This window comes from Corallococcus sp. bb12-1 (assembly GCF_026626765.1).
Classification (GTDB): Bacteria; Myxococcota; Myxococcia; order Myxococcales; family Myxococcaceae; genus Corallococcus; species Corallococcus terminator.
The window spans coordinates 147,206-169,760 of record NZ_JAPNJZ010000007.1 but is presented as its reverse complement, the minus strand read 5'-3'; the positions used below and the strand labels follow the sequence as shown (position 1 = coordinate 169,760).

General features: G+C 67.1%; 19 protein-coding genes. 13 read left to right on the top strand and 6 right to left on the bottom strand.

The genetic code is table 11. The features are described from left to right. Positions 1-7 precede the first annotated feature (7 nt). From OV208_RS11430 to OV208_RS11420, 3 genes are read left to right on the top strand one after another with little or no spacing between them, the layout of a single operon-like run. Complete coding sequence (locus OV208_RS11430; protein ID WP_267573864.1) at positions 8-472, top strand: imm11 family protein; 465 nt, start codon at positions 8-10, stop codon at positions 470-472. 2 nt (positions 473-474) lie between these two features. Continuing rightward, complete coding sequence (locus OV208_RS11425; RefSeq protein WP_267573863.1) at positions 475-1,290, top strand: hypothetical protein; 816 nt, start codon at positions 475-477, stop codon at positions 1,288-1,290. Between the two features lie 14 nt (positions 1,291-1,304). Then, on the top strand, positions 1,305-2,408 hold the full coding sequence (locus tag OV208_RS11420) for a beta-ketoacyl synthase N-terminal-like domain-containing protein (protein WP_267573862.1): 1,104 nt from the start codon (positions 1,305-1,307) through the stop codon (positions 2,406-2,408). A gap of 183 nt (positions 2,409-2,591) precedes the next feature. Here the strand turns inward: OV208_RS11420 and mtgA are convergent, their stop codons facing one another. Then, positions 2,592-3,491 (bottom strand): monofunctional biosynthetic peptidoglycan transglycosylase, encoded by a 900-nt coding sequence (mtgA, locus tag OV208_RS11415; protein WP_267573861.1) that lies wholly within the window; start codon positions 3,489-3,491, stop codon positions 2,592-2,594. A gap of 89 nt (positions 3,492-3,580) precedes the next feature. Between mtgA and OV208_RS11410 the strand changes: the two genes are divergently transcribed. After that, positions 3,581-5,179: a DUF4034 domain-containing protein gene (locus tag OV208_RS11410; RefSeq protein WP_267573860.1), complete on the top strand. Its 1,599-nt coding sequence runs from the start codon at positions 3,581-3,583 to the stop codon at positions 5,177-5,179. Positions 5,180-5,225: 46 nt separating this feature from the next. Beyond that, on the top strand, positions 5,226-5,453 hold the full coding sequence (locus OV208_RS11405; RefSeq protein ID WP_267573859.1) for a hypothetical protein: 228 nt from the start codon (positions 5,226-5,228) through the stop codon (positions 5,451-5,453). On the opposite strand, the gene OV208_RS11400 is transcribed toward OV208_RS11405, so the two are convergent. Further along, positions 5,399-6,895 carry a hypothetical protein gene (locus OV208_RS11400; protein ID WP_267573858.1) on the bottom strand — a complete coding sequence of 499 codons (1,497 nt, stop codon included), beginning with the start codon at positions 6,893-6,895 and terminating at the stop codon, positions 5,399-5,401. The two genes, OV208_RS11405 and OV208_RS11400, sit on opposite strands and share 55 nt — an antisense overlap. Before the next feature lie 177 nt (positions 6,896-7,072). After that, complete coding sequence (locus OV208_RS11395; protein ID WP_267573857.1) at positions 7,073-7,480, bottom strand: MarR family winged helix-turn-helix transcriptional regulator; 408 nt, start codon at positions 7,478-7,480, stop codon at positions 7,073-7,075. Positions 7,481-7,568: 88 nt separating this feature from the next. Between OV208_RS11395 and OV208_RS11390 the strand changes: the two genes are divergently transcribed. From OV208_RS11390 to OV208_RS11375, 4 genes are all read left to right on the top strand, one after another. After that, entirely contained in the window at positions 7,569-8,654 is a 1,086-nt protein-coding gene (locus OV208_RS11390; RefSeq protein WP_267573856.1) for an aldo/keto reductase, read from the top strand. Between the two features lie 199 nt (positions 8,655-8,853). After that, positions 8,854-9,450: a hypothetical protein gene (locus OV208_RS11385; RefSeq protein WP_267573855.1), complete on the top strand. Its 597-nt coding sequence runs from the start codon at positions 8,854-8,856 to the stop codon at positions 9,448-9,450. Between the two features lie 21 nt (positions 9,451-9,471). Next, positions 9,472-10,722, top strand: a complete 1,251-nt coding sequence (locus OV208_RS11380) for a c-type cytochrome (protein WP_267573854.1) — start codon at positions 9,472-9,474, stop codon at positions 10,720-10,722. 268 nt (positions 10,723-10,990) lie between these two features. Continuing rightward, positions 10,991-11,944, top strand: a complete 954-nt coding sequence (locus tag OV208_RS11375) for a hypothetical protein (protein ID WP_267573853.1) — start codon at positions 10,991-10,993, stop codon at positions 11,942-11,944. A 34-nt stretch (positions 11,945-11,978) separates the two neighbouring features. Here OV208_RS11375 and OV208_RS11370 read toward each other — a convergent pair whose 3' ends face one another. Continuing rightward, positions 11,979-13,310 (bottom strand): IS4 family transposase, encoded by a 1,332-nt coding sequence (locus OV208_RS11370; RefSeq protein WP_420715018.1) that lies wholly within the window; start codon positions 13,308-13,310, stop codon positions 11,979-11,981. 2,069 nt (positions 13,311-15,379) lie between these two features. On the opposite strand from OV208_RS11370, the gene OV208_RS11365 reads away from it, so the two are divergent. Beyond that, positions 15,380-15,559 carry a hypothetical protein gene (locus OV208_RS11365; protein ID WP_267573851.1) on the top strand — a complete coding sequence of 60 codons (180 nt, stop codon included), beginning with the start codon at positions 15,380-15,382 and terminating at the stop codon, positions 15,557-15,559. A gap of 86 nt (positions 15,560-15,645) precedes the next feature. Continuing rightward, positions 15,646-17,025 (top strand): IS1182 family transposase, encoded by a 1,380-nt coding sequence (locus tag OV208_RS11360; RefSeq protein ID WP_267572142.1) that lies wholly within the window; start codon positions 15,646-15,648, stop codon positions 17,023-17,025. 132 nt (positions 17,026-17,157) lie between these two features. On the opposite strand, the gene OV208_RS11355 is transcribed toward OV208_RS11360, so the two are convergent. Beyond that, entirely contained in the window at positions 17,158-19,524 is a 2,367-nt protein-coding gene (locus tag OV208_RS11355; protein WP_267573850.1) for an RCC1 repeat-containing protein, read from the bottom strand. A 726-nt stretch (positions 19,525-20,250) separates the two neighbouring features. Here OV208_RS11355 and OV208_RS11350 point away from each other — a divergent pair. Then, positions 20,251-20,676: a hypothetical protein gene (locus tag OV208_RS11350; RefSeq protein ID WP_267573849.1), complete on the top strand. Its 426-nt coding sequence runs from the start codon at positions 20,251-20,253 to the stop codon at positions 20,674-20,676. Between the two features lie 781 nt (positions 20,677-21,457). On the opposite strand, the gene OV208_RS11345 is transcribed toward OV208_RS11350, so the two are convergent. Further along, entirely contained in the window at positions 21,458-21,844 is a 387-nt protein-coding gene (locus OV208_RS11345) for an ATP-binding protein (protein ID WP_267573848.1), read from the bottom strand. Positions 21,845-21,884: 40 nt separating this feature from the next. Between OV208_RS11345 and OV208_RS11340 the strand changes: the two genes are divergently transcribed. After that, positions 21,885-22,496, top strand: a complete 612-nt coding sequence (locus OV208_RS11340) for a hypothetical protein (RefSeq protein ID WP_267573847.1) — start codon at positions 21,885-21,887, stop codon at positions 22,494-22,496. Positions 22,497-22,555: the final 59 nt, after the last annotated feature.

The following is a 22,555-nucleotide window of genomic DNA, read 5'->3' as shown; positions in this document are numbered from 1 at the left end:
GGTGCCCGTGAACGCCCCGTACCCCATGTCCCCGCAGTGGCCGGACCGACGGGCGCTCTACGACTTCCAGAGCAACACGCTCAGCCTGCTCATCATCTCCAGGCGGTGCAGGGACATGCTCGAATCAGGCCACCACGCCAACATCGAGTTCCTCCCCATCACCCTCCTCGACCATCGTGGGAAGGTCGCGAGCCCCAGCTACTTCATCGCGAACCTCCAGGGTTCCGTCGACTGCATGGACCTGGAGAGGTCCATCTTCAGGCCGGAGCCGCTCAAGCCCTCGACCTTCGCCAGTTGCAGCCGGCTGGTGCTCCGCGACGACCGGATTCCCGAAGACGTGGAGCTCTTCCGACTGAGCAACGGCCCAACGACCTACATTCTCAAGCAGTCGCTCAAGGAGCGCTTCGAAGCCGCGGGCATCCAGGGAGCGTCCTTCATCCCCGAGCACGAGTACAACTCGGCGCTCTACTGACCATGGCGCATCATCTCCACGCGAGCATCGCCAGGTATGAGATCCAGCAACTGCTCCAGGGCTTCCAAACGACGTGTGACTTCCGGGAGCGTCTGCGTGTGTACCGAGCCTTCTGCCAGTCGCTGGAGACGCTCGCGTTCTGCGCGCTGCTGGGGCGGGCGGACGTCATGGGCTTCTCGCGAGGTCTGATGCGGGCGGCGCTCCACTGGAAGGCGCTGCTGGAGCATGCTCGGGACCATGAGCCCGGCGCCAGGGTGCCTGCCTCGTGGAACGGCCCCTTGCTGGGAGCCATCTGCTGTGGCCCCCGAAGCTTCGCCTGTGAGCTGGCGGCACTCTCGGCGCGAGCACCCACCCCGCCCGAATACGACGACGAGTTCCTCTCCGCCCTCCTCCTCCAGGAGTACCTGCGCAGCCGCTTCGTCGCGGGGAGCGAGCCCGCGGACCTGGAGGTCCTTTGTGAGCGCATGGAGGATTACCTCGGGAAGCAGACGCCTCGGGCCGAGGTCTACCGGGCGGTGTCGCGCAGGGATGGGCGCCTGTTCCCGGAGGCCTTCCAGGCGTGGAACGAGGAGGTTGCGGGGGAGCTGAGAACTCGCGCGGAGGCCCCAGGCGCCCCTCCCGCGCTGGAGGTGGGCAGGTACATCTGGCTGGAAGGGATGGCCGTGCTGAAGCTCGCCGAGGAGGAAGGGCTTTGGGTTCCCGACCGGATCCACCGGCTGATTCCGCCGCTCGCGCGCAGTGCCCCAACCCTCGCCCCCAGCGCGGTCTCCCTCCTGCTGGGGCACCCTGTGAATGAGCAGGAGCTCATCCTGCCCTGAGTGAGGCCCTCTCCATGTCCTCCAACGCGCTGGTCATCACCGGCATCGGAATGGCTTCGTCCCTGGGCCCTGCCATCGGCGCTTGCGCCGCCGCGCGTGCGGGTGTCACCCGGACGGCGCCCCTCGACCTCGTGGTGGGAGGGCCGGACACCGAGGTCCCGCTGCCCGTGACCGGGCATCCCTGTCCGTGGGTGGAAGGGTTCACGGGAGTGGGGCGGCTCGTGGCCCTGCTCAACCTGGCCATCGAGGACCTCGTCGGAGGCACGTCCTTGCCTCCGGGCCAGCTGCCGCTGCTGCTGGAGGCTCCGTCCGTGGAGGAGCGGCCGGGTCTGCAGGAGCAGTTGGACGAGGAGTGGGAGGAGGTGCCGGGAGACCTGGAGGGCCGCCTGGGGGAGGGCCTCTCACTGACCCAGGGGAGCTCGGGGTGGGGCTGGGCGCTCCAGGTCACCCAGCGAGGCCATGCGGGAGGACTGGCCTTGCTCCGCGCGGCGCAGGAACTGCTCCGCTCGGGCCGGCATGAAGCCTGTGTCATTGGCGGAGTGGACAGCCTCATGGACCTGCTGACCCAGGAGTGGCTCTACGCAACCCGGCAACTGAAGCACCCCAACCATCCGGTGGGACTGATGCCGGGGGAAGGCGCCGCCGTGGTGCTCATCGAGCGGGCCGCCCATGCGCGGAAGCGTGGCGCCAAGGTGCTGGCGGAGGTGGGCCCTGTGTCGCTTCAGGATGAGGAGTACAGCCTCTCCGATGAGGGCGTCTTCCCTCATGGGCGCGCCCTGGCGAGCGCCATCCGGGACGTGGTGCGGGCCTCTCCCCTCGGTGCCCGGAATGTCAGCGTCATCTTCCATGACCTGAACGGTCAAGTCGTCCGTGCCATGGAGTGGGGCAACACGCTCATCCATCTCGCGGGGGAACTGGAGATGCTGCGAGAGGCACGGCGCTGGATGCCTGCCGCGAGCTTCGGGGATGTGGGCTCCGCCTCGGGAGCCTTCTCGTTGTGCATGGCGACCCAGGCCTTCGCGCGAGGGTATGCGCAAGGGACTGAAGTCCTGCTCTGCAATTCTTCCGAGAGCGGGCTCCGGGGTGCCGCCATCCTGTCGGCACCAAGAGACACCTGAGCGACAGAAAGAGCCAGGCGCTGGGGGAGAGAGACTCCCCTATGACCGCCGCCTGAAGGCGCCCCTCCGCACTTGGTTCAAGAATGAGTGGAACATGGACATCCAACCGTGGCGCGAAGCGCTCCACCGGGGCCAGATGCCGTGGTGGAACGCTTCAAGCCGCCCCAACGCGGGGCTTGCGCCTCAGCTCCCCGCGGGCAGCCCGACGCTGGCCTCCGCCACCAGGCCGGGCGCGGGCGGTACGCCGAAGTAGCGCGAGAGTTCCGCCTGGGCCTCGCGGGCTTGCGCACCGCTGATGCGCCCTTCCCGCTCCAGCCTCCCGATGATGACTCCAGCTCGGGTGCGCAGGGCCTCGGGCCGTTGGGCCGGCAGCCAGCGGCGCGGGGCGGGCAGCATGGCCGCGAGCATCGCGCCCTGCGCCACGCTGAGCGCGCGCGCCGAGATGCCGAAGTGCTCGCGCGCCGCCGCTTCGATGCCGTAGACGCCCTCTCCCCACTCCACGACGTTCACGTACAGCGCGAGGATGCGCTGCTTGGACAGGTGATCCTCCAGCCGGCGGGCGAGCAGCAGCTCCTTGCCCTTGCGCAGCAGGCTGCGGTCCGTGGAGAGGTAGAGGTTCTTCGCCAACTGCTGGGTGAGGGTGGAGGCGCCGCGCCCCAGGCGCGCCTCGCGCACCGACTGTTCGAGGGCGTTCTCCACCTCGGTCCAGTCCACGCCCTCGTGCCGGTAGAAGCGCGCATCCTCGGAAGTCAGCACGGCGTCCATCACGTGCGGGGCCACCGCGCCAAGGGAGACCCAGGCCTGGCGCACGCGCGGCTTCCTGCCCGCCTCGCTCGCCTCCTCGGCTCGCTGATCCATGAGCGCGGTGGTGCGCGGATTCTGCGTCAGCAAGGTGCTCACGTCAGGCAGCCGCACGTACTCGATGCTGAGCCAGAGGACGAGCAGCAGCCACCCGCCGAGCGCCCAGCGGCCCCAGCCCGGGCCGGAGCGCTTCCCCACGACGCGCCGCGCGCCAGAGGTGAGCTGTTTCGTCTTCTGCGTCCTGGGGGACGGGGCTCGCGCGGAGGGCGTTCGGGATGCCATCTGTGCACACATTTCCCCCCATATGCGGCCGCTGTCCAGAAGACGGCCGGGGCGGCCCCCGTCGGTCCGCCCTTGCTAGGGTGCGACCCATGCTCTCCCTCCGTACCGCGCTCGGCGCGGGTGTCCTCGTGCTGGGCCTGGGTTCGGCGGGGCTTGCCGTGCATTCCTTCCAGGCGAAGCGGCGCGTCGCGGTCGAGGCGCGCATCGCGGCCCGCGAGAAGCCCGTCCTGACGCCTGCTCCAGGCCCCGCCCCCCAGGGGCTTCCCGTCGTCGCGCCGGCAGGGGCCAGGCAGGACAAGGTCCCCCGTGGACACGTGGACGGGGTGGCGCTGCGCTCGCTCCTGCTCCGCCGCCAGTTCGATGAGCTGACGCTGGCGGTGGAGCAACTCCAATGGGGCATGGAGGCGCACCCCCGGGACGAGCACTGGATGACGGACGGCATCCAGGCGCTCGGCAACGGAGCCCCTGACTCGACGGAGCTCCTGGACGCCTGGGTGGAGGCATCGCCGCGCTCCTTCGCGCCCTACCTCGCCCGGGGGACCCACTGGGTGAACGTGGGCTACCTGCGACGCGGGACGCGGTTCGGAGCGGAGACGGCGGCGGAGGAGTTCGCCGGGATGCGGAAGGCCTTCGAACGTGCGCTGCCTGATCTCAACCTCGCCTGGACGCTCCATCCGAAGGCGGTCTCCGCGGCGCGGCCGCTGATCCACGTGGCGAACGCGCTCGGCGACCACGAGGCGCGCGATCGCGTCTTCACCCGCGCCGCGGAGCAGTGCCCCTCCTGCGCGGACATCCGGACCACCTACCTCCACGGACTGGCCCCCCGCTGGGGCGGCTCCTACGAGGAGATGGACGCCTTCGCCGAAGCCCAGAGGCGCGCTCACCCCGAGCTGGGCTTCCTGCGCGGCTTCGCCGATTGGGACCGCGCTCGCTCGCTGCGGGCCGAGGGCGACAACGACCGTGCACTGGCCCTGCTCGCCAAGGCACTGTCGGCCGGTGACTTCTGGGAGTTCCGGCTGGCGCGAGCGAAGCATCTGCGCCGCGCCCGGGCCCTGGACGCCGCGCTCGTCGAGGCGAACCTGGCCGTGGCCCTGCGGCCCGCTCGCGCGGACGTCTACTTCGAGCGCTCCCGGGTCCTCGCTTCCAGCCAGAAGTGGGGACGCTCGGGAGAGGATCTCCTGCACGGCCTGCGGCTGGATGCGACGGACGCGGACGGGCGGTCCCTGCAACCTGGCGTGGTGAAGGGGCTGATCTCCGCGGCCTGGGAGCAGCATGAGGCAGGACGCCGCGAGGAGGCCCTGCGCCTGTTCGAGCTCGCGGGGGAACTCGCCCCGGGCGACCCCGAGGTGACGCGCTGGCGCGCCCGGGTCGTGACCTCTCCGCTGCACGCGGAGGCGCGGGTCGGGGAGGAGCAGGCCCAGGCGCCGGAGGACTTTCGCGCCGTGCAGCAGCGGGACTACGCCCTGGCGCGAGAGCGGCGCTTCGCGGAGATCCTCCCGCTCTGGGATGCCTTCCTCGCGCGCAATCCCGACCACGGGCTCGCCTTCCTCGAGCGCAGTGGGACGCACTACCACCTGCGCAACCTCGAGGCCGCGCTGTCCGACCTGAAGAAGGCGTGTGACCTGGGCATCAACGAGGGCTGTGCCCGGGCGCGCCAGGTCGAGCGAACCAGGGGCGCGGCCCGCTGAAGCCGCACCCTTGAATCATCCACCTTCGCCGCCAGCCGCGGTCCGGATGAACACGACCGAGAGGCTCATGGAGGCCGAGCCGGCCATGTCCGCCGAGGCCGTGTTCATCACCCAGTACAATCCGAAGGGCCCGCGCGGCAGCACCCACCGCGGTCCTGCCAGCCTCGCCATGTCCCTGGCGTACACGGGCCACAGGCCCCCGGGCCTCACGTTCGCGCCTCAGCTCAGGCCGCGCTCGCGGTTGACGAACGCGCTGACACGGGCGGCGTCGTAGTCCGTGCGCAGGTCCGGGTTGGAGATCTGCTCGCCGAAGGCGCCGTGGAACGGGATGGCGTCCGAGGCGTTCTGGGCATTCTCCTGCAGGTTGGACGTCACCCAGTTCTGGAGCTGATCAATGGTCAGGTCCTTGAGCTTGCCCGCCCCGGGGATGGGCAGGTCGGGCAGGAACTGCTTGGCGGAGAAGAGCAGGTCCACCATGCCCTTCACCGCGTCGTTGCGCTTGTTCAGCTCGTCCACGGCGATCTGGAAGCCGCCTTCCAGCGCGCCCACCAGGCTGCCCATGAGCCGGGCGTCGCGCTTGGCATCCTGGGACGGCGGGTTCTCCGTGGCGTGCTCCTCGAGGCCGGCGCCCATCGTCTCCAGCCGCGACATGACGTCCTGGCGGAACGCGGCCTGGCCCTCGAACTCCGGCGGCGAGAAGAGCGTGCGGGTGAAGAACTCGGACATCTTCTTCTCGCCGTCCAGGGTCAGCGAGCCGGCCTTGTCCTGCAGCGAGGACAGCACGGCGTCACCGTGCTGGGTGAAGAAGCGGGCGGCGGCGGCGCGCGACTCGCGGTTCTCCCCCAGCTTGTCGATGGAGTCCGAGAACAGCTTCAGCGACTCCGTGGTGGGCGGGTTGATGCGGCCGGCCGCGTCCAGCAGCTTGCCCAGCGCGGGCGAGTAGGACGCATCCATGCCCGCGTTGATGTTCTTGAGGACGTCCGCCATGCCGTCCTTGTTCTCGGCGAGGAACGACTGGAGCCGGTCCGGCGGCATGCCCGCGAGGGCCGTGGCCACCGCCGCGCTGCGCTGCTGATCATACCCGCCGTCCGCGCGGATGATCTCCATCTCCTTCTTGGCGTACGTCTCGATGAGGTCCGCGTTGCCCGTGCCCGCGACGATGCCCGCCAGGCCCTCGTGCGTCTCACCCGGCAGCTCCCCGCTGTGGGCCGACGCGACAGCCGCCTCCAGTTCGCCAGGGGACACCGCGCCCGAGCGATAGGCATTGTCGAGCGCGCGGGACAGGCCCGCGCGGTCCGCTTCCGGCAGCCGCTGCACGTCGTCCAGGATGGCGCCAGCGACGGGGCCGAACTTGAACATCAGGTCCATGAACGCCGCCTGCTTGGCGGGATCCGGGTTGGCCTTCAGCCAGTCGGCGACGTAGCTCGCGTCCCGGCCGTCATGCGCGTTGGCGATGGCCTGCTCAGCGGCCTTCTGCTCGGACGCCGACAGCGCCGTGGGTGCGACGGCCGTCGTGCTGGTGGCCCGCACAGTCGTCGTTTCCGCGCCCAGACTCACCGCGCTCCGCGTCACCGGCGTCGCCTGGAAGGCATCCCGCGCCAGTTCGGCACGCACCGCGTTGTCACGCACGGCCGGCTTCGTGACCGTCTGGCCCTCCGTGCGCTCCGCGGTTCGGGTCTCGACGCGCTTCGGATTGCCACGCTGGATGGTCGACATGAGGGTCCCCCTCGCCCGGACTCAGGCGATGAGTGAGGCGGTGTACGCCTCACGATTTCCAGGAATTATCGAATAGAATCCCTGGAAGTTGCGCCCCCCAGGAACTGGCTTGCCGAGCGGGCGGACGACCGACGTCCCAAGGCGCAGACCCCAGCGGGGCTCGCCGGGGAGGCACGGTCAGCTGAGCTTTTCCAGGAGGGTGCGCAGCTCCGCCTGCTGCGCCGCGCTCAGGCGGCCGAGCCGCGAGCCGAACGCCTCCGAGAGCAGCGCGATGCCGCGTTGCATCACCTTGCGCCCGGCGGGCGTGAGGTGCAGCCGGTGGCGCCGCAGGTCCGTGGCGTCGATCTCACGGCGCACGAAGCCTGCCGCTTCCAGGCGCTTCACGTACACGGTCACCGTCGGCTTGGGCATGCTCAGCGTCGCCGCCAGCTCCGCCGGGTACGGGTGCTCCTCCACCTCCGTGAGCACGAACAACTCCTTCGCCTCCAGCCCCAGCGCGGTGACGTCGGAGGCGACGCTGGTGATCACCGACATCAGCAGGCGGTAGTTCAGCGACCAGATCTTCGCCGGGTCGATCTTCGACATGTTCCCTTGCGTGGCAATTGGTTCAAAATTAAATTGGTTCAAGGCTGAACAAAATGGCCTTCAACGCTAGCACGCCCCAGGAGTTCCCATGCCTCTCGACCACTATGTGACGCTCGGCCGCTCTGGCCTCCGAGTGAGCCCGCTGTGCCTCGGTGCGATGACGTTCGGAGAAGACCTCGGCTGGGGTTCGAGCGTGGAGGAATCCCAGCGGATCATGGACCGCTTCATCGACCTGGGTGGCAACTTCATCGACACGGCGAACTTCTACACGAAGAGCCATTCGGAGAAGATCATCGGAGACCACGTCGGTCGCCACGCGGCCCGGCGAGAGCGGCTGGTCATCGCGACGAAGTTCAGCGGGAATCTCTACCCGGGGGACCCGAACGGAGGCGGCTCCGGCCGCAAGTCCATCGTGTCGGCCTGCGAGAACTCGCTGCGCCGCCTGCAGACGGACTACATCGACCTCTACTGGCTGCACAATTGGGACATGCACACGCCCATCGATGAGACGATGGCCGCGCTCGAGGACCTCGTCCGGGCCGGAAAGGTCCGCTACCTCGGCGTCTCCGACACGCCGGCGTGGAAGATCGTCGAGGCCAACGTGACGGCTCGCTTCCGGGGCTGGTCGGCCTTCATCGGCTTGCAAATTGAGTATTCGCTGCTGGAGCGTTCGGTCGAGCAGGAGCTCGTGCCGATGGCCCTGGAGCACGGGCTTGGGATCACGCCCTGGTCGCCGCTCAAGAGCGGAGTGCTCAGCGGCAAGTACACGCGCGCGAACGCGGGACAGATGAAGGCCGACCGGGGGCTCTTCGTCGAGCCGTACCTGAACGAGAAGACCTACGCCGTCGTCGACGCGCTCGAAGCCATTGCCCGCGCGCACGAGAGCACGGCGGCGCGCGTGGCGCTGTCATGGGTGCAGTCACAGCCGGGCGTGGGCTCGACGATCATCGGCGCGCGGCGGCTCGCGCAGCTCGAGGACAACGTGAAGGCGGTGGACGTGAAGCTCACGGCGGAGGAGCGCGGTCGCCTCGACGCGCTGACGAAGCCCACGTTCGGGTTCCCGCAGAACATGCAGCCCGTGTTCCCCAGCATCCACAACGGCGGGACGACGGTGAACGGCATCTCCGCGCCCCCTTCTGGCTTCGTGATGGAGAAGGGCAACAAGCCCTACTGAGCCGCCTCGAAAGACGCCAGGCGCCGCGCTGCCGGATCTTCGCGAACGCCTCTGGGTTCTCTCGGAGCAGGGACACCGGCACGGGCTCCGGCCGTTCCCCGGAAGCAGTCGCCGGAGCGTTGGCCATACCCCGAGGAGGTGGCTCTCGGGGTCTGGGGCAAACTCGCACTCCCGGCGAAGTGTCTGCTAATCTCGCCAGATGCTTTCCCGCGCCCTCGCTCCCCTGCTGCTCTGCGTCTCGGTTCTCGCGCCGCTGCGTGCGATTGCCTGCTTCAACTCGATGGACGCCAGCACCCGGGAGTTCACCCAGTCCTTCTGGGTGGACCTGATCCTCTGGACCCTGGGCGCGGTGTTCCTCAACCGCGTGGTCCTCTTCAACGGCCTGGGCACCAACGCCACGGAGCGGGCCAGCACCTCTGGCTTGCGCAAGGCCTTCCTGCTGCTCGTCAGCGCCGCGCTCGTCCTGCTGCTGGCGACGGTCTCCGCGGGGGGACCGCTCCTCAACTTCAGCTCGATGGACTTCGCCAGGTGTTCGGTGAGCCGCACCATGCTGTTGGTGCTGGTGGCCAGCCCCGCGGTGCTCTTCAGCCTGCAGGCCGTGTTCTTCCATGGACCGGGCAGACGGCTGTTCAGCGACAGGCGTGGCGTGGCGCTCGCGAGCCTGGTGCTCACGTCGGTGCTGCTGTCGACGGGGTTGGGAAAGGTCCGGGAGACCTTCATCCTTCCGCATCTCTGCGAGGCTCCCCCTCCATCCTCCTTCAAGAGCGGCGCCGTCTTCATGAACACCGGTTACTGAGCCGCGCCAGGAGCCTCCCTCATGGCCCTGCGCTCCCTCCCGCTCGCCTCCCTGGCCGGTGTCTTCATCCTGGTGGCCACGGCGGGCGGTGGCTTCGTGCTCTGGCGCGACGCCGACGTGCTCGCGCTGCGCATGCCGACGCGGGTCCTCGCCCCCACGCAACGCACGCCTGAGAGTCCACGGGACGCCGTGGAGCACTTCCAGTGCAACCGGTGCCACGTGGTGCCCGGCATCGAGCCGACGTCCGCGCGCATGAGCGAGAACTGCGTGACGTGCCACCAGGCCATCAGCGCCGGGCGACTCGACCTCTGGTACCAGAAGGCGGAACTCCAGAAGTGGAACGAGCACCTCACGCACCTGGTGCGGACCCCGGACCTCGGCTCCCTGGGACAGCGGGTCAAGCGCGGCTGGCTCACCTCCTGGCTCCAGGCGCCCCATGTGGTGAGGCCGCTCTACGGCGCCACCATGCCCCGGATGAAGATTGGCCCGAAGGAAGCCGGACTCCTCGCGGACTACTTCCAGGTGACCGGGGAGGAGTCCGGAGAACCCGCGCGAGGTGACGCGGCGGCGGGCCGGGCGCTCTACGAGAAGAACGCCTGCGCGAGCTGCCATTACCGGGGGGACTCCCCGCTTGAGTCCCTGCGCTACGGCGCGCCGGAGTTCCTCGGCCCCTCGGCCCGGAGGCGGGCCCCGGACCTGCGCCATGTGCGCAGCCGCATGTCGCTTTCGCAGCTGCGCAGTTGGCTGGTGGATCCCTCCAGCATCCTCCCCGACACCGAAATGCCCACCTTCCCGTTCACCCCGAAGGAGGTCGAGGACCTGGCGACCTTCCTGCGCGAACCCCTGCCAGAGGTCGCGGCCGAACCGCGCTCGCCCTACCGGCCCCGCATGCTCCAGCGCGAGGTGCACTACCCGGAGGTCGCGCAGAAGCTCTCACGCCACCTCTGCTTCCACTGTCACTCCGACATGACGCGCCCCGGAGATCAGGGACCGGGCAACACCGGCGGGTTCGGCTACGAAGGCGTCTCGCTCGACCTGGCCACGCGGGACGGCATCCTCCGAGGCATCAAGCGGGACGGCCAGTTCCGCGGGCTTCCGGACCGGATGGAGGATGGCACGCCCCGGCTGGTGGCCAGCCTGCTCGCCCGTCACCGTGAAATGGACGGGCAATCCCATCCAGGGGTGCTGGGCATGCCCATGGGCTTCCCGCCCATTCCCGACGAGGAGATTGACCTCATCTCCACGTGGATCGAACAGGGCGCGCCCGAGTAGCTGGCGTCGCCCGAGCGCGGGCCCTACGCCTTGAGCATGCCAAGCACGTCCCTGGACGGATTGAGCGTCTGTTCGCGACGGAGGCTCAACGTGGTCTCACAAACGGCCCATGACCCGAAGCCACATCGGCGACAAATCCGTGCGCGCAGACCCATGCGAGTCGGCGGTCGAATGACGAGGCGGGGCTCATGAGAGCAAGTCCTACCAGGGACATTCTTCCTTGGCGCTCTTTTGCGCCCCTATGCTGGGGCTCCTGGGAGGCCTCCAAGTGATCCGTTCGGCCAATACTGTAGAGCAGACCCGGCTCTTCACCGAGGCCAGAGCCGTGGATGCGGGCTACATGACGAGCCTGACGGTGAGGCTCACGCTCGGCGCCTTCACCGGCACTGGCGTCGTCTATGCCCGCTACCGGGATCGCGTCCTCATCGCCACCGCTCGGCACAACATCGAGATCGCGGCAGCCCTCGGGAATTTCCAGGCCAAGGTGCGCGCCTTCCGCGACAATGTGTTGATTCGGCTACCGGGCGCCCCTGCTGACGTCCACCCGACCACGGTGATCGCCCCAGCACAAGGCGCGGGGTCTGTCTACGATGTAGCGGTTCTCCTCGTCAGGGATGCGGCCTTCGTCGCCCAGGTGCGAGCGGTCGTCACCGCCCGTATTGGGCCGTTCGCAGAGGGGCCGGTGTGGAAGCTCTTCCGTCAGTGGCAGGGACTGGAGAGCTTCACCGCGCTCGGCAACCTCGGAGGCTGGTGGCCAGACCACGACAACGAGGTCATCAACAACGAGACCTTCCGTTATCGCGCGGGCGACCGGTATCACCTGCTCCAGGTAGGTTATGGCCGCACCGTCGCAAACAACGCGAATACGGCGGGGAATCTTCAGACACGCCACATGAACATGTGCACGCCGTGGAGCACGATCGAGACAAGCATCGATCAGAGCTTCCCGGATGAGGATGAAGAGGAGCCTGGTTTCAAGAGTCTGTTGATCCTGCGAGCGAGCAACGCCGAGTCGACCCTGCCCGGAGACTCTGGCGGCCCGCTGTTCCTGCTGAACACGTGGAACAGCGACATTCATCTGCTCGGCACGACCCTCGGCTCCAACTTCTACGAAGACCGCGTGGACAACGGCGACGACACCCACAACAACGCGACCACCGTCGTCTCGAAGTCCGCATTGGAAGAGATCGCAGGCATGGATGAAGGGATGATCTCGGCCTGATCCCTTCGACCGATGAACCTTGAGAGGCACCCCTCTAAACATCTTCTTTGACGTAGTCGACGGTGCCGGCAGCGAGGACGCGTGACGTCGCGACCTGCCGGCGCACCTCGCTCGCTGGCGCGTAGCCTTTCTTCTTCTTGGGCTTCGGTCCGCGAGGGTGCTTGAGGAGCATCGCTGGGTCGACGTGCCTTGCCATGTCCACCAGCGTCCGGGCCAGCCGTTTCGGTGTCTGGCTTTCGTAGGGCAGCCAGACTTCCTCCGGGAGAGCGGCCTTCATTCCACCGTAGTACTCGCGCAACTCGGCCGCGATGTAGAAAGAGGAGATGGGCTTCTCCTCGCATACGGGATGGGCGGTCCGCACTGCCGCCTGCAAAAGGGCCAATACATCATAGGCCACCAGTGCGACGCAGAATCCAAGCAGGGCTCCTCGGGGCGAGCCCAGGCTTCGCAGCTCGCTTTCAAGGACAGACTCCAAGCGGCCAAAAAGGCATTCAATCCGCCAACGCGTACGGTACAGCCGTGCGAGCGTTGTCGCCCCCTTGCGGTCCGCCGGGACGTTCGTCAGCAGCCGAATGACTGCGTCGCCGTCGTCGGTTGGCGTGTCGAGCTCAATCTCGATGCGCCGCAGTCGCAGCACTCCACCGGCTCCGTCTGGGATGGACACGGGCTGCTCGAAGACCGTCCCCGTTTCGATGCGCCCCACCTTGCGTCGTGGGCCCTCCTCTGTCGGCGAGGGATTGCGAGCGTGCTCCCGCACGAGCAAAAAGGCGTCGCGCGCGCTGAAGGCCTGGAGAATCGAGCGCGTGCTGAAGCCCCGGTCCGCCACCCAGAGGTGGCCTGGCTCGACTTGCGGCAGCAGGTGCTTGAGCAGCGAGCGCTCATGGTCATGCGCGTCCTCCCAGGGCAGCACGTCGGCCACCAGGTCCAGGTCCGGGTCATAAAGCACGAGGGATTGGCCCGGCATCGCCGCGCCCCGGAAACCCCGCAGCGCGCAAAGCCGCTTGTCACTGGCCGGCAAGTCGTTGCCGTCCACGATGCGCACGCTCATCCCCTCGCAAACCGCGTCCCCCGGGCCCATCGCGCGGCGCACTGGGGAAAGCCGCGCGTATGCGCCACGCACCAGCGCCCTGAGGACAGCTGGTTCGGTCCGGTTCACCTTCTTGTAGAGCGCCTGCACCGAGACGGGCAGCCGATGCCGCTGCGCCGCCGCATGCAGCGAGGGGCGCAGGCCCAGCACCACCAGACTCATGCGGTCAACGACGTCGGAGAAGAGCAGCTCGCGCTCATACTGCCGGCCCCGGTGCTCATGGAACGCCGCATCCACCCACGCTGCGTCACAGGCACGCTCCAGCACCACCCGGGCCATGACGGTGAGTGGACTCTGGGCAAGGAAGCGCTCCACGATGGACTCGAACATGACGGTAGAACCCCCAGTCCCAATGTGGCCAAGGCGCTCCCCTGCGCACAGCGGTCAGGACGTGCAGATGGAGCAGTCCCTTCGCACGCCCGCTCGCCAGCCTGCATGCCTTCCTCCCAGGGCGCCGAGGCCGAAGATGTTTAGAGGGGTGGGCGTAAGTGCCCGTTTTTAAGGGTATTTCCAGGTGTCAGATACGGTAGGTTACGCTTGGGTAAACTGGGTCAACCTTTAATGAGCAAGTGTCATGATTTACCCACCTTAAGTCTTGGCCTGCCGAGCGGCTATGCCATCCGGAGTAAACCTTGTCGGCAGGTGAGAACATGAAGCCCGAATGGCCTTTGCTGGTGCTTCTGATTCTCCTTTCTTCCTGTGCTGTTAGCCGTGGTTCCAAAACGGCCCCAGTTCATGTTCAAGAGGGAGAGACTTGCAAGAGTAGCGCCGACTGCGAGGAGGAGCTGGAGTGCATGATCTGGCCGCTGACACGTTCAGGTACCTGTCAGCGGGCGTGCGAAGAGACTTCGGAATGCCCGAGCGGAGAGGTGTGCGGCGGGGGATTGTTTACCGATTCTGCGGGGTCTTTTTGCACCCCTCCGGGCGTCTCCTATCAGGGGGCGTGCGAAGAGTGTGACGGGCCGGGGTAATGCATCGCAGTTGGGTCGGCCAAGCAGTTCGTAGCCGGGTCGGCCAAGCGGATCGCGCGCTGGAGCAATGGGCGCGGCAGTCGGCTCAGGGCGGAGGCCGTCAGAAGAAACCCTCATGCGAGGAGGTCCCGAGCCTCTCTGTTAGGTCTCCCTCCTGTTGACGGTAGCGTCTTCCTCTGGCGATCGGCAGAGGCCTCTAGTCGGAGGCCTCTGCCGCGCGGCGTTGGTCGCCACAGTCCGATTCGACGTCCTGATAACGGAGTCGGCGTGCTGGACCTATCGCAAGTGCCCGTATTTTATGGATGAAATGACGGGTCGGATAAGGTGGGTTGCGTCGTTTGGCCGGATAATCCCTCCGTAGACGTCTGTGGGATGGGGCCCAGGGGTAGGGGAAGGCGAGCCAGGGCCGGCCCTGGAGCACTCACGGCAGGCAGGGAAGTGCTTCCTGGCAGTCGTGGTTCGGGCGCGCGGTCCACGCAGGACAGGGGAGGGAGTGCAACCCTATCCCTGTGGGTAGTCCTGGAAAGGAGGGTGGGAAACGTCTCCGATGGCTGCATTGCGATCCTCGAGCTCGCCATCAAGGACCTTCCATGGCCGGTCTGTCCCCACTGCACAGGCGAGGGCCTTCTGGAGGCAGGGGCTCGGGGATGGGCCAGCTCATGGCGTGACGTGTTGAACGCCTACCCATCCCCCAAAGACAGAAGCCAGCCCTCCCGTGCGCTGGTAGCGTCCTGGGCCGCGTTGGTGGAAGGCTCGCCCGGCATTGACCGGTGGCTCGTGGCCGCCCATAAATCCCGGCCGCGGCCGCATGCTCTGCGCATGGCGGACAGCGTGAACAGCGACCGTGAGGAGTGACCAACTGATGGGCTTCAATCGGGATGGGCTACCTGGACACGAAGGCTCTGCAGTTGGATTCGTGACGCGGGACGGATGTGACAGTGCCGCAAGGCTGTTCCGCGAGCTGGAATACCGTCGCGACGACAATGAACGGGAGGTCGAGGCGCTTTCCGCCGGCTGCGACTGCGGCTGGCGCTCGCCTCGCTGGGCTCCAACACCTGGCACAACGTGGTTTCCCTTCATGGTGGCCACCAGCGCACCGGACGCGGAACGGGTTCGCCAACTCTGGGAAGAGCACGCCGAGCATCAGGCAGCGCATCTCCGCTCAAGAGGTCCCCAATGAATCCCAACGTCCAAGCTGACGGGCGCTGCGGCCCGTCCCTCCACCTTGCCCTGGGCCCTTGTCCGCACACGTCTGCGACGTTCTGGGCGCCCGGTCAAAGCACGCCGCGAGGGCCCCATGGTTTCCGAGTCGAAGCCGGCGGCGATGGTCGCGGCCACCTGCACTGGCAACAGCCGCACCGGCTCGCGTCGTGCCGGGTGCGTCGCCGCTTCTTCGAGGCGCTGCCCACCGCTCCCGAAGCCCGTGAGGCCCTGGACTTCATCCTCACCCTCTACGACCTCAAGCGCTTTCGCGCCGCCGCCACCCGTTACGACAAGACGGCGACCTGCTACCTCGCCGTCCTGCACGTCGCATTCATGCTTCTCTCGCTGCGTTAATCAGGGACAGCCCCTAGGAGCGTGTCGGGGTAATCGGAAGAACCTATTTGAAAGGTAGGCAGAGGCGTGGTGCTCTTTGCCTACCCATGAGCAAGACCTTCCGCCCCTACGCGCCGGAGCAGTCGGAGTTGCTGCCGCCCTCGCCCCGAGAGTGGCTGCCAGCCGGGCACGTGGCGTACTTCATCCTGGACACGGTGGCGGAGCTGGACTTGAGGCCGCTGCTGGAGCGCTACGAGCGGGAGCTGCGGGGCTATCCGCCGCACCACCCGCGGATGATGGTGGGGCTGCTGCTGTACGGGTACTGCGTGGGGGTGGCCTCCTCGCGCAAGATTGAGAAGAAGACGTACGAGGACATCGCCTTCCGAGTCATCGCCGCGGGTCAGCACCCGGACCACAGCACGGTGAGTGAGTTCCGGCGCCAGCACCTGGACGTGCTGGCGGGGCTCTTCGTGCAGGTGCTGGCGCTCTGTCAGAAGGCGGGGCTGGTGCAGTTGGGGCACGTGGCGCTGGACGGCACCAAGCTGAAAGCCAACGCCAGCAAACATAAGGCGATGAGCTACGAGCGGATGCAGCAACGCGAGAAGGAGCTGGCCGAGAAGGTCGCGGCGCTGCTCAAGGCGGCCGAGGCGGCGGACGCGGCCGAGGATAAGCTCTACGGCAAGAAGAAGCGCGGAGACGAGCTCCCCGAGGAGCTCAAGCGAGCCGAGACGCGGCTGGCGCGCATCCGCGCCGCCAAGGCGGAGCTGGAGGCCGAGGCGAAGGCAGCCAGGGCGGCGCGGCAGGCCGAGAAGCAGCAGGCCGAGAAGCAGCAGGACGGAGACGACGAGCCGCCGAGTGGCCCGACACCGCTACCGGGCCACCAGGTGCAGAGCGAAGCAGACGGCACGCCCAAACCCAAGGCGCAGCGCAACTTCACCGACCCGGAGAGCCGAATCCAGAAGACGCAGCATGGCTTCATCCAGGGTTTCAACGCGCAGGCCGCCGTGGACGAGGCGCACCAAATCATCGTGGCCCAGGCACTCACCAACCAGCCGCCGGACGTTGAGCACTTCTTGCCGCTGCTGGAGCAGGTGGTGGAGAACTGCGGCCAGGTGCCCCAGGTGACGACGGCGGACGCGGGCTATTTCTCCGAGGAGAACCTCACGCGCGCGGCAAGCATGGGCATCACCGCGTACGTGGCCGTCGGGCGGCAAAAGCACGGAGTGCAGCCGCCCGCGGTGCGAGGACGAATGCCGCGCGAGCTGAGCGTCAAGGATTGGATGGCGCGTCGACTGAGGACGAAGGCAGGACGACAGGCGTACGCCCGACGCAAAGCGGTGGCGGAACCGCCCTTCGGCCAAATCAAACAGGCGCGAGGCTTCCGCCAACTGCTGCTGCGTGGGCTCAAGAAGGCGCGCGGCGAGTGGGCGCTTATCTGCCTCACCCACAACCTGCTGAAACTCCATAGGGCACAGGCCACCGTGTAGTGGCGGTGCCGCCGGCCCCAGACGGGCGAGGCGGCACCGATGCAGCAAGGAGCCTGTTACCCAGCTCCTTGCCCGTTACCCCAACACACTCCTAGTGTCGTCGATGGCCGAGAGCAGCGCATGGGGGCATACTCATCGGACGTATAGGCGGGATAAAGGCCATGTTGATGAGGGCTGGATCGGAGGGGGTAGCTGCGAACGCACGGGCGTGAGCTGATCCAGAAACGTACCGTTGCCCAGCTCGCCGTCGGAGTTGCGGCCCCAGGTCCACACCGTGCCGTCCGGGCGGACCACCACCATGTGGTCACCGCTGGTGGCTGCCGCAGTGACACCACCGTCCAGGGGGGCGATGCGCACTGGTACCTCCGACGTGTCCAACTCGCTGCCCAGCTGGCCCCAGTCGTTGTAGCCGCCAACCCAGACCCCTCCGGTGAAGTCTGTCGCCAAGCTGGTGTAGTAGCCTGCGACGACAGTGTTTAGGTCGCTGATGGCGATGGGATTCAGCCCCGGCTCATAGGTGTGTTCCCACCCCAGTCCCTGCCCGAAACCGCCGTAACCCCAGGTCCAGCCCATGCCATTGGAGCGCACGGCGAGGGAATGGCGGACCCCTGCGGAAACGGAGATCGCGTCGCTCACTCCCTGGACCTGGACGGGCGTCGAACTATCGACGGTGGTGCCATCCCCCAACTCGCCATCCCAGTTGGAGCCCCAGGCCCAGACGGTGCCGTCGAAGCGCACGGCGAGCGCATGGAAGGCCCCCGCAGAAAGGGCGGTGATGCCCGTCAGTCCCTGTACCTGGGTGGGCACCAGCCGCGTCTGCCTGGTCCCGTCGCCCAACTGGGCATAGGTGTTATCGCCCCAGGCCCAGACGGTGCCGTCATCCTTCAGCGCCAGGGCGAAGCCCTCTCCCATGGAGATGGCGCTCACGGACGTCATCCCTGGCACCGGACCGGGCGTGCCACGGCCGTTGTAGGTGTCGTCGCCCAGCTGGCCATAGTCGTTGGAACCCCAGGCCCACACTGAGCCGTCGGAGCGCAGTGCCAGCGAACTGTCGAGCCGGGTCGACACCGCCGTGACGTCCGTGAGGCCGTGCACAGCTACGGGCAGCGCGCGTCGCGTGGTGCTGCCGTCGCCCAGTTGGCCGAAGCCGTTACCTCCCCACGCCCACACCGTCCCGTCGTCACGGACAGCCAGCGAAGACAGGAGGCCGGCCGCCACGGCCGTCACGCCCGTGAGCCCCGGAACCTGCTGGGGCGCGAGTTGGCGGGTCATCGCGCCGTTGCCTAGCTGGCCATACTGGTTGCCCCCCCAGGCGCTGACCGAGCCGTCGGAGCGCAGCGCTAGTGAATGGCTGAGTCCCGCCGCCGTGGCGACGACGCTCGTCAGGCCTTGGACCTGGACGGGTGTGGTGGCGCGTACCCTGGTGCCGTCGCCTAGCTGGCCGGAACCGTTACTGCCACAAGCCCAGACCGTGCCATCTGCTCGCTGCGCGAGCACCTGGACGTTGGCGCTGATGTCAGTGATGCCCGTAATGCCCGGCACCTGCGAGGGCGTAAGGGACACGAGGGAGCCGCCGAATCTTCCCCAGTGCCAGACGGTGCCGTTCGACTTCACCGCCACCGCTCCGCGGTAGCCCGCCGCCGCAGCCGTAATGCCTGACAGGCCGTGGACCAGCGTGGGAGCGCATCGCTGGACCTGCGTTCCATCCCCTAGTTGCCCCTGGGCGTTGTAACCCCAGGCCCAGAGGGTTCCATCGGAGCGCAGCGCCAGGGAGTACCAGAAGTTGGCCATCACGGCGACCACATTGGTGATGCCGGGAACCTGGGTGGGAACCTGCCGGTCGGTCGTGGTCCCGTCGCCCAACTGGCAGTACTGGTTGCTACCCCAGGCCCACACCGTGCCGTTGGACTTCACGGACAGGGAGTGGCTGTAGCCCGCCGCGATGGAGGTGACTCCGCTCAGCGAAGGCACGAGGCCGGGCAGGTTCCGAGACTCCCAAGTCAGGGAGTTGTCGCCCAGTTGGTCCGCCCAGTTCGCGCCCCACGCATGGACTTTGCCGTCCGAGCTCAGCGCCAGCGAATGGGCGGAGCCACCGGCGACGGAAACGATGCCCGACAGCCCCGTTACCTGCACCGGCGAGGAGCGCTCCAGGAAGGTTCCGTCACCCAGTTGGCCGTTGCCGTTTCTGCCCGCTGCCCAGACGGTGCCATCCGGGCGAACGACCAGCGAGTGGTATTCACCCGCAGCCAATCGGGTGCGCGGACTGGAGCGCTTGATGGCGGCTGTGGACGCGTCCTCCGCCACAGCCACATCAGCCTCGGACGGCTGCTGGCCGCAACCCAAAGACAATCCCAACCCCAGCAGTGCCAAGTGCAGCCAACGGCTTGTACTGTAATCCATTTCCATCTCCTTGAAATTGGCGACTTTGCTGCTAGTACCATTTTTCAGGAATTTTTGAGATGGCAGCAGCCACATCGTGGCGGTGAGGGCTGTGGGCACCGTCTGGGCCTGGGGCTGAAACAACCTCGGTCCGCTCGGTGACGCAACCGTCAGCGACAAGTGGATGCCGGGGGAGGTGCTGGTATTGGGGAACTGATTCCATGAACTGGGTGCCCGCCGAAGACGGGCGCCCAGTCGAGGTCCAGCGGTGCCCCCGGACGCTGGCCAAAGAACACCGCCAGCGTCCGGGACGCCGCAGCCGGATTCGACGTCCAGATAATATGCAGCGCTCATGTTGCTTTTCTAAGTATTTGTTTTTTCTGGACTTTAATTGTGTCCGATAAGAGTGATTATGTCGCCTTGGTCGAAAAGCCGCCCGTAAGTAGGCGGAGTTACAGCCTGAGCCCAGCTCGTGGATCCGTGCCGCCCCGGGACGCCGCCGACAGGTTCAGGTCGCAGACGACGGGCCCGCGAAGGCCGTTGGTGCCCGCGTGGAAGTAGCTGACGCCCCCGCCGGCTAGGTCGCCGCCACCCTTCTTGGAAGTCGCCTCTCAGCTCCATCCTCCGACTGAGGGCGCATGATGCAAACTGACCGGATAAAATCCGCCCGCGAAAGTGGGCCCCGTGGTTCTGCGGTGGCCTCCGACGGGGCAGCCCGAGTTAACCGGCCAATGGCCATCGCTCGTGGCGCTCGCTGCGAGTCTGAGCTAGGTTGTCATTAATGGGCTCGGCGTCCGTCGGGCCTTCTGCTCGGGAGCGCGAATGCGTAGAAGAATTGCCAAGCTCATGTTGGCGGCCGTCCTGGTGTCGGCCGGCGTGCCGGCCGGCGCGACGGTGCTGGTCTCAGGTCCGGCTTCGGTATTGACCGCGACGTGTCAGGGCTCTCGGATCGCCACGTTGACCCACAAGAGGTCCGGTGGGGTAGTGGTTGCGACGACCGGCGTCTATGAGACGGCGGATCATCGTATCTGCGCCGTGACGATCAAACAGGGGGCGCTCTATGGGCAATCGACGCGGATGGACCTGAGGATGACGCGCTTCCGCAAAGACAACAGTTCGACACATGAGTCTGACGTCGGCAAATTCAAGTACCAAGCGGGGGCGATCACGATGAGCGCGTTGAATTCGTGCATCTACATCGATTTGGCCATGTGGGGGCCCGGCGGTGCTGAGATTGTGCAGGACCACACCTACACGGGATGGTGCCGCTAGGTCGAACGTTTGTCGTTGAGAACCCGCAGGCCGCCAAGCCTGCGGGTTCCGTCGTTCCGGGACCATGGCCCGTGTAGCGGCGACGGTGAGTCCGGAGGCATCCTGCCCCTGCCCACCGTGAGTGCCCCAGGGCCGGCCCAGGCACCCTGATGATGTCCAGCGTCTGACCGTCCTCTCGACCCCCGAGTGCGTCCACCGGCTCCGTCTGTGGAGCTGCACTCCCCGGTGATCCGCAGCACTCGCCCCCGGCGGCCCCCGTGACAGCTCCCCCGACCCTTCACCTAACCCACGGGGCGGCCGTCGCCGTCTGGCGCATTCTCTTGGCCGCCCTCAAGCGTGCTCCACGCCCTCATGGCCTGGTCTCCGATTTGCTCGCCTCGTTCGAGTCGGTTGCGCCAGACTGGCTCGACCAATTCGAGCCGCTCCGCATCGAGGACGGCCTCCTCATCCTCGGTTGCGCTTCGGCGTTCCTTGAGGCGGCCCTCTCGGATTTGTACGGCTGTGAGGAAGTCACCGTCGTCGAGCGAAGCTTCGTGCTGCGCTGGGTGCGCCGGCAGAAGTACCGCTGCCACCAGGGCTGCGTGCCGGTGACGGCCCCCGCGCCGCCGCGGCTGATTCGTAACCGTCCGGCCAACGACGTGTGTCGGAACTGTCAAGGCTCGGCTGATCGGGTCACTGTTCGGTCCGGCCAAAGAGGTCCGGACGAGAGGAGCCCGGGAAGCGCGACGGCGTGGACCGCGCGGGTTCGGCCAAACCGGTCCGGCAGGGGCTCCGCCAGGCGTCAGCGTGCGGCGGTCTCGACCTGGGCCGCGCGCGGAGCGCGGGTGCGCTTGGCGAGCGGCGGGTTGCGGTAGCTGTCCCCTTCGATGGTGAGGACGTGGGCGTGGTGCAGCAGCCGGTCCATGGCGGCGCTGGCCAGCAGTGCGTCACCAAACAGCGGAGGCCACTCCTCCAGGGCGCGATTGGAGGTGATGCAAGTGGCCGCGCGCTCGTAGCGACGGCGGACAATCTCGTACAGGTCCATGCCCTCCTCACCCGTGAGGGGCCGCAGTCCCAGGTCGTCGACGATGAGCAGGGCTGGCGTGGTGAAGCGCAGGAGGCGTCGCTCGTAGCTGTTGTCGGCGCGTGAGGCGCGCAACTGCGTGAGCATGTCGTGAGCGCTCACCATCGTTTTTCAAGAGGGCGGGTACACCGGGAAGTCCCGCTACATGCCCAGCTATGCGGACCTCGTGATGGCCTACAACGCCCTCAAGGATGAGGCGGAGCAGGAGGACCTGCTTCGGACCCTGGTCGTGTTGGGCTCGCACCAGTACATCATCCCGGAGAGCAACATGATGATCAACGCCTCGCTGGGATTCGATGGAATCGCCAGGAAGCCCTTCATCCTGTTCAAGAAGCTTCACGACAAGACCATGGATGCGATTCCCTCGTCGGTGAGCATCTCGAACGTGGGAGGGCCCAAGAGCCTGTATGGCTTCGACATGGCCATCTGTGCCGACGTTGGGTACCTGGACCTCGACAAACAACTCCTCGCAAGGATTGTGTCCAGCTATGGGACTCCGGAATCCCTGGATGACGCCAACGGTCTCAAGATCGTCGCGGACGGTGCCTACGAGGAGAAGGCCGGGGTCTTCGAGGGCACCCTGGCCCCGAAGGACACCACCTGGACCTGGGTGGCGGAGCTTTGCGGCTTCCAGCCCAAGAAGAAGATGGTCCATGTGAACCAGGAGCTCATGCCCACTGCGAATCTCCTCGCGGACAGTGACGGCTACAAGTCGAAGGTCATGCTCTATCGCCCCGTGGTCGTGAAGAAGCAGTAGCCCACGGGGGGGACCCGCTGACGCCAGGCATCAGCGGGCTTCCGGTTTCCGAGGCACGT

Coding starts and splice junctions, on each gene's coding strand:
- OV208_RS11420 (WP_267573862.1), top strand. CDS start 1,305: ATGTCCTCCAACGCGCTGGTCATCACCGGCATCGGAATGGCTTCGTCC.
- OV208_RS11360 (WP_267572142.1), top strand. CDS start 15,646: ATGAGCAAGACCTTCCGCCCCTACGCGCCGGAGCAGTCGGAGTTGCTG.
- OV208_RS11405 (WP_267573859.1), top strand. CDS start 5,226: ATGAACACGACCGAGAGGCTCATGGAGGCCGAGCCGGCCATGTCCGCC.
- OV208_RS11380 (WP_267573854.1), top strand. CDS start 9,472: ATGGCCCTGCGCTCCCTCCCGCTCGCCTCCCTGGCCGGTGTCTTCATC.
- OV208_RS11370 (WP_420715018.1), bottom strand. CDS start 13,310: ATGGCCCGGGTGGTGCTGGAGCGTGCCTGTGACGCAGCGTGGGTGGAT.
- OV208_RS11400 (WP_267573858.1), bottom strand. CDS start 6,895: ATGTCGACCATCCAGCGTGGCAATCCGAAGCGCGTCGAGACCCGAACC.
- OV208_RS11385 (WP_267573855.1), top strand. CDS start 8,854: ATGCTTTCCCGCGCCCTCGCTCCCCTGCTGCTCTGCGTCTCGGTTCTC.
- OV208_RS11390 (WP_267573856.1), top strand. CDS start 7,569: ATGCCTCTCGACCACTATGTGACGCTCGGCCGCTCTGGCCTCCGAGTG.
- OV208_RS11345 (WP_267573848.1), bottom strand. CDS start 21,844: ATGGTGAGCGCTCACGACATGCTCACGCAGTTGCGCGCCTCACGCGCC.
- OV208_RS11425 (WP_267573863.1), top strand. CDS start 475: ATGGCGCATCATCTCCACGCGAGCATCGCCAGGTATGAGATCCAGCAA.
- OV208_RS11350 (WP_267573849.1), top strand. CDS start 20,251: ATGTTGGCGGCCGTCCTGGTGTCGGCCGGCGTGCCGGCCGGCGCGACG.
- OV208_RS11410 (WP_267573860.1), top strand. CDS start 3,581: ATGCTCTCCCTCCGTACCGCGCTCGGCGCGGGTGTCCTCGTGCTGGGC.
- mtgA (WP_267573861.1), bottom strand. CDS start 3,491: ATGGCATCCCGAACGCCCTCCGCGCGAGCCCCGTCCCCCAGGACGCAG.
- OV208_RS11340 (WP_267573847.1), top strand. CDS start 21,885: ATGCCCAGCTATGCGGACCTCGTGATGGCCTACAACGCCCTCAAGGAT.
- OV208_RS11395 (WP_267573857.1), bottom strand. CDS start 7,480: ATGTCGAAGATCGACCCGGCGAAGATCTGGTCGCTGAACTACCGCCTG.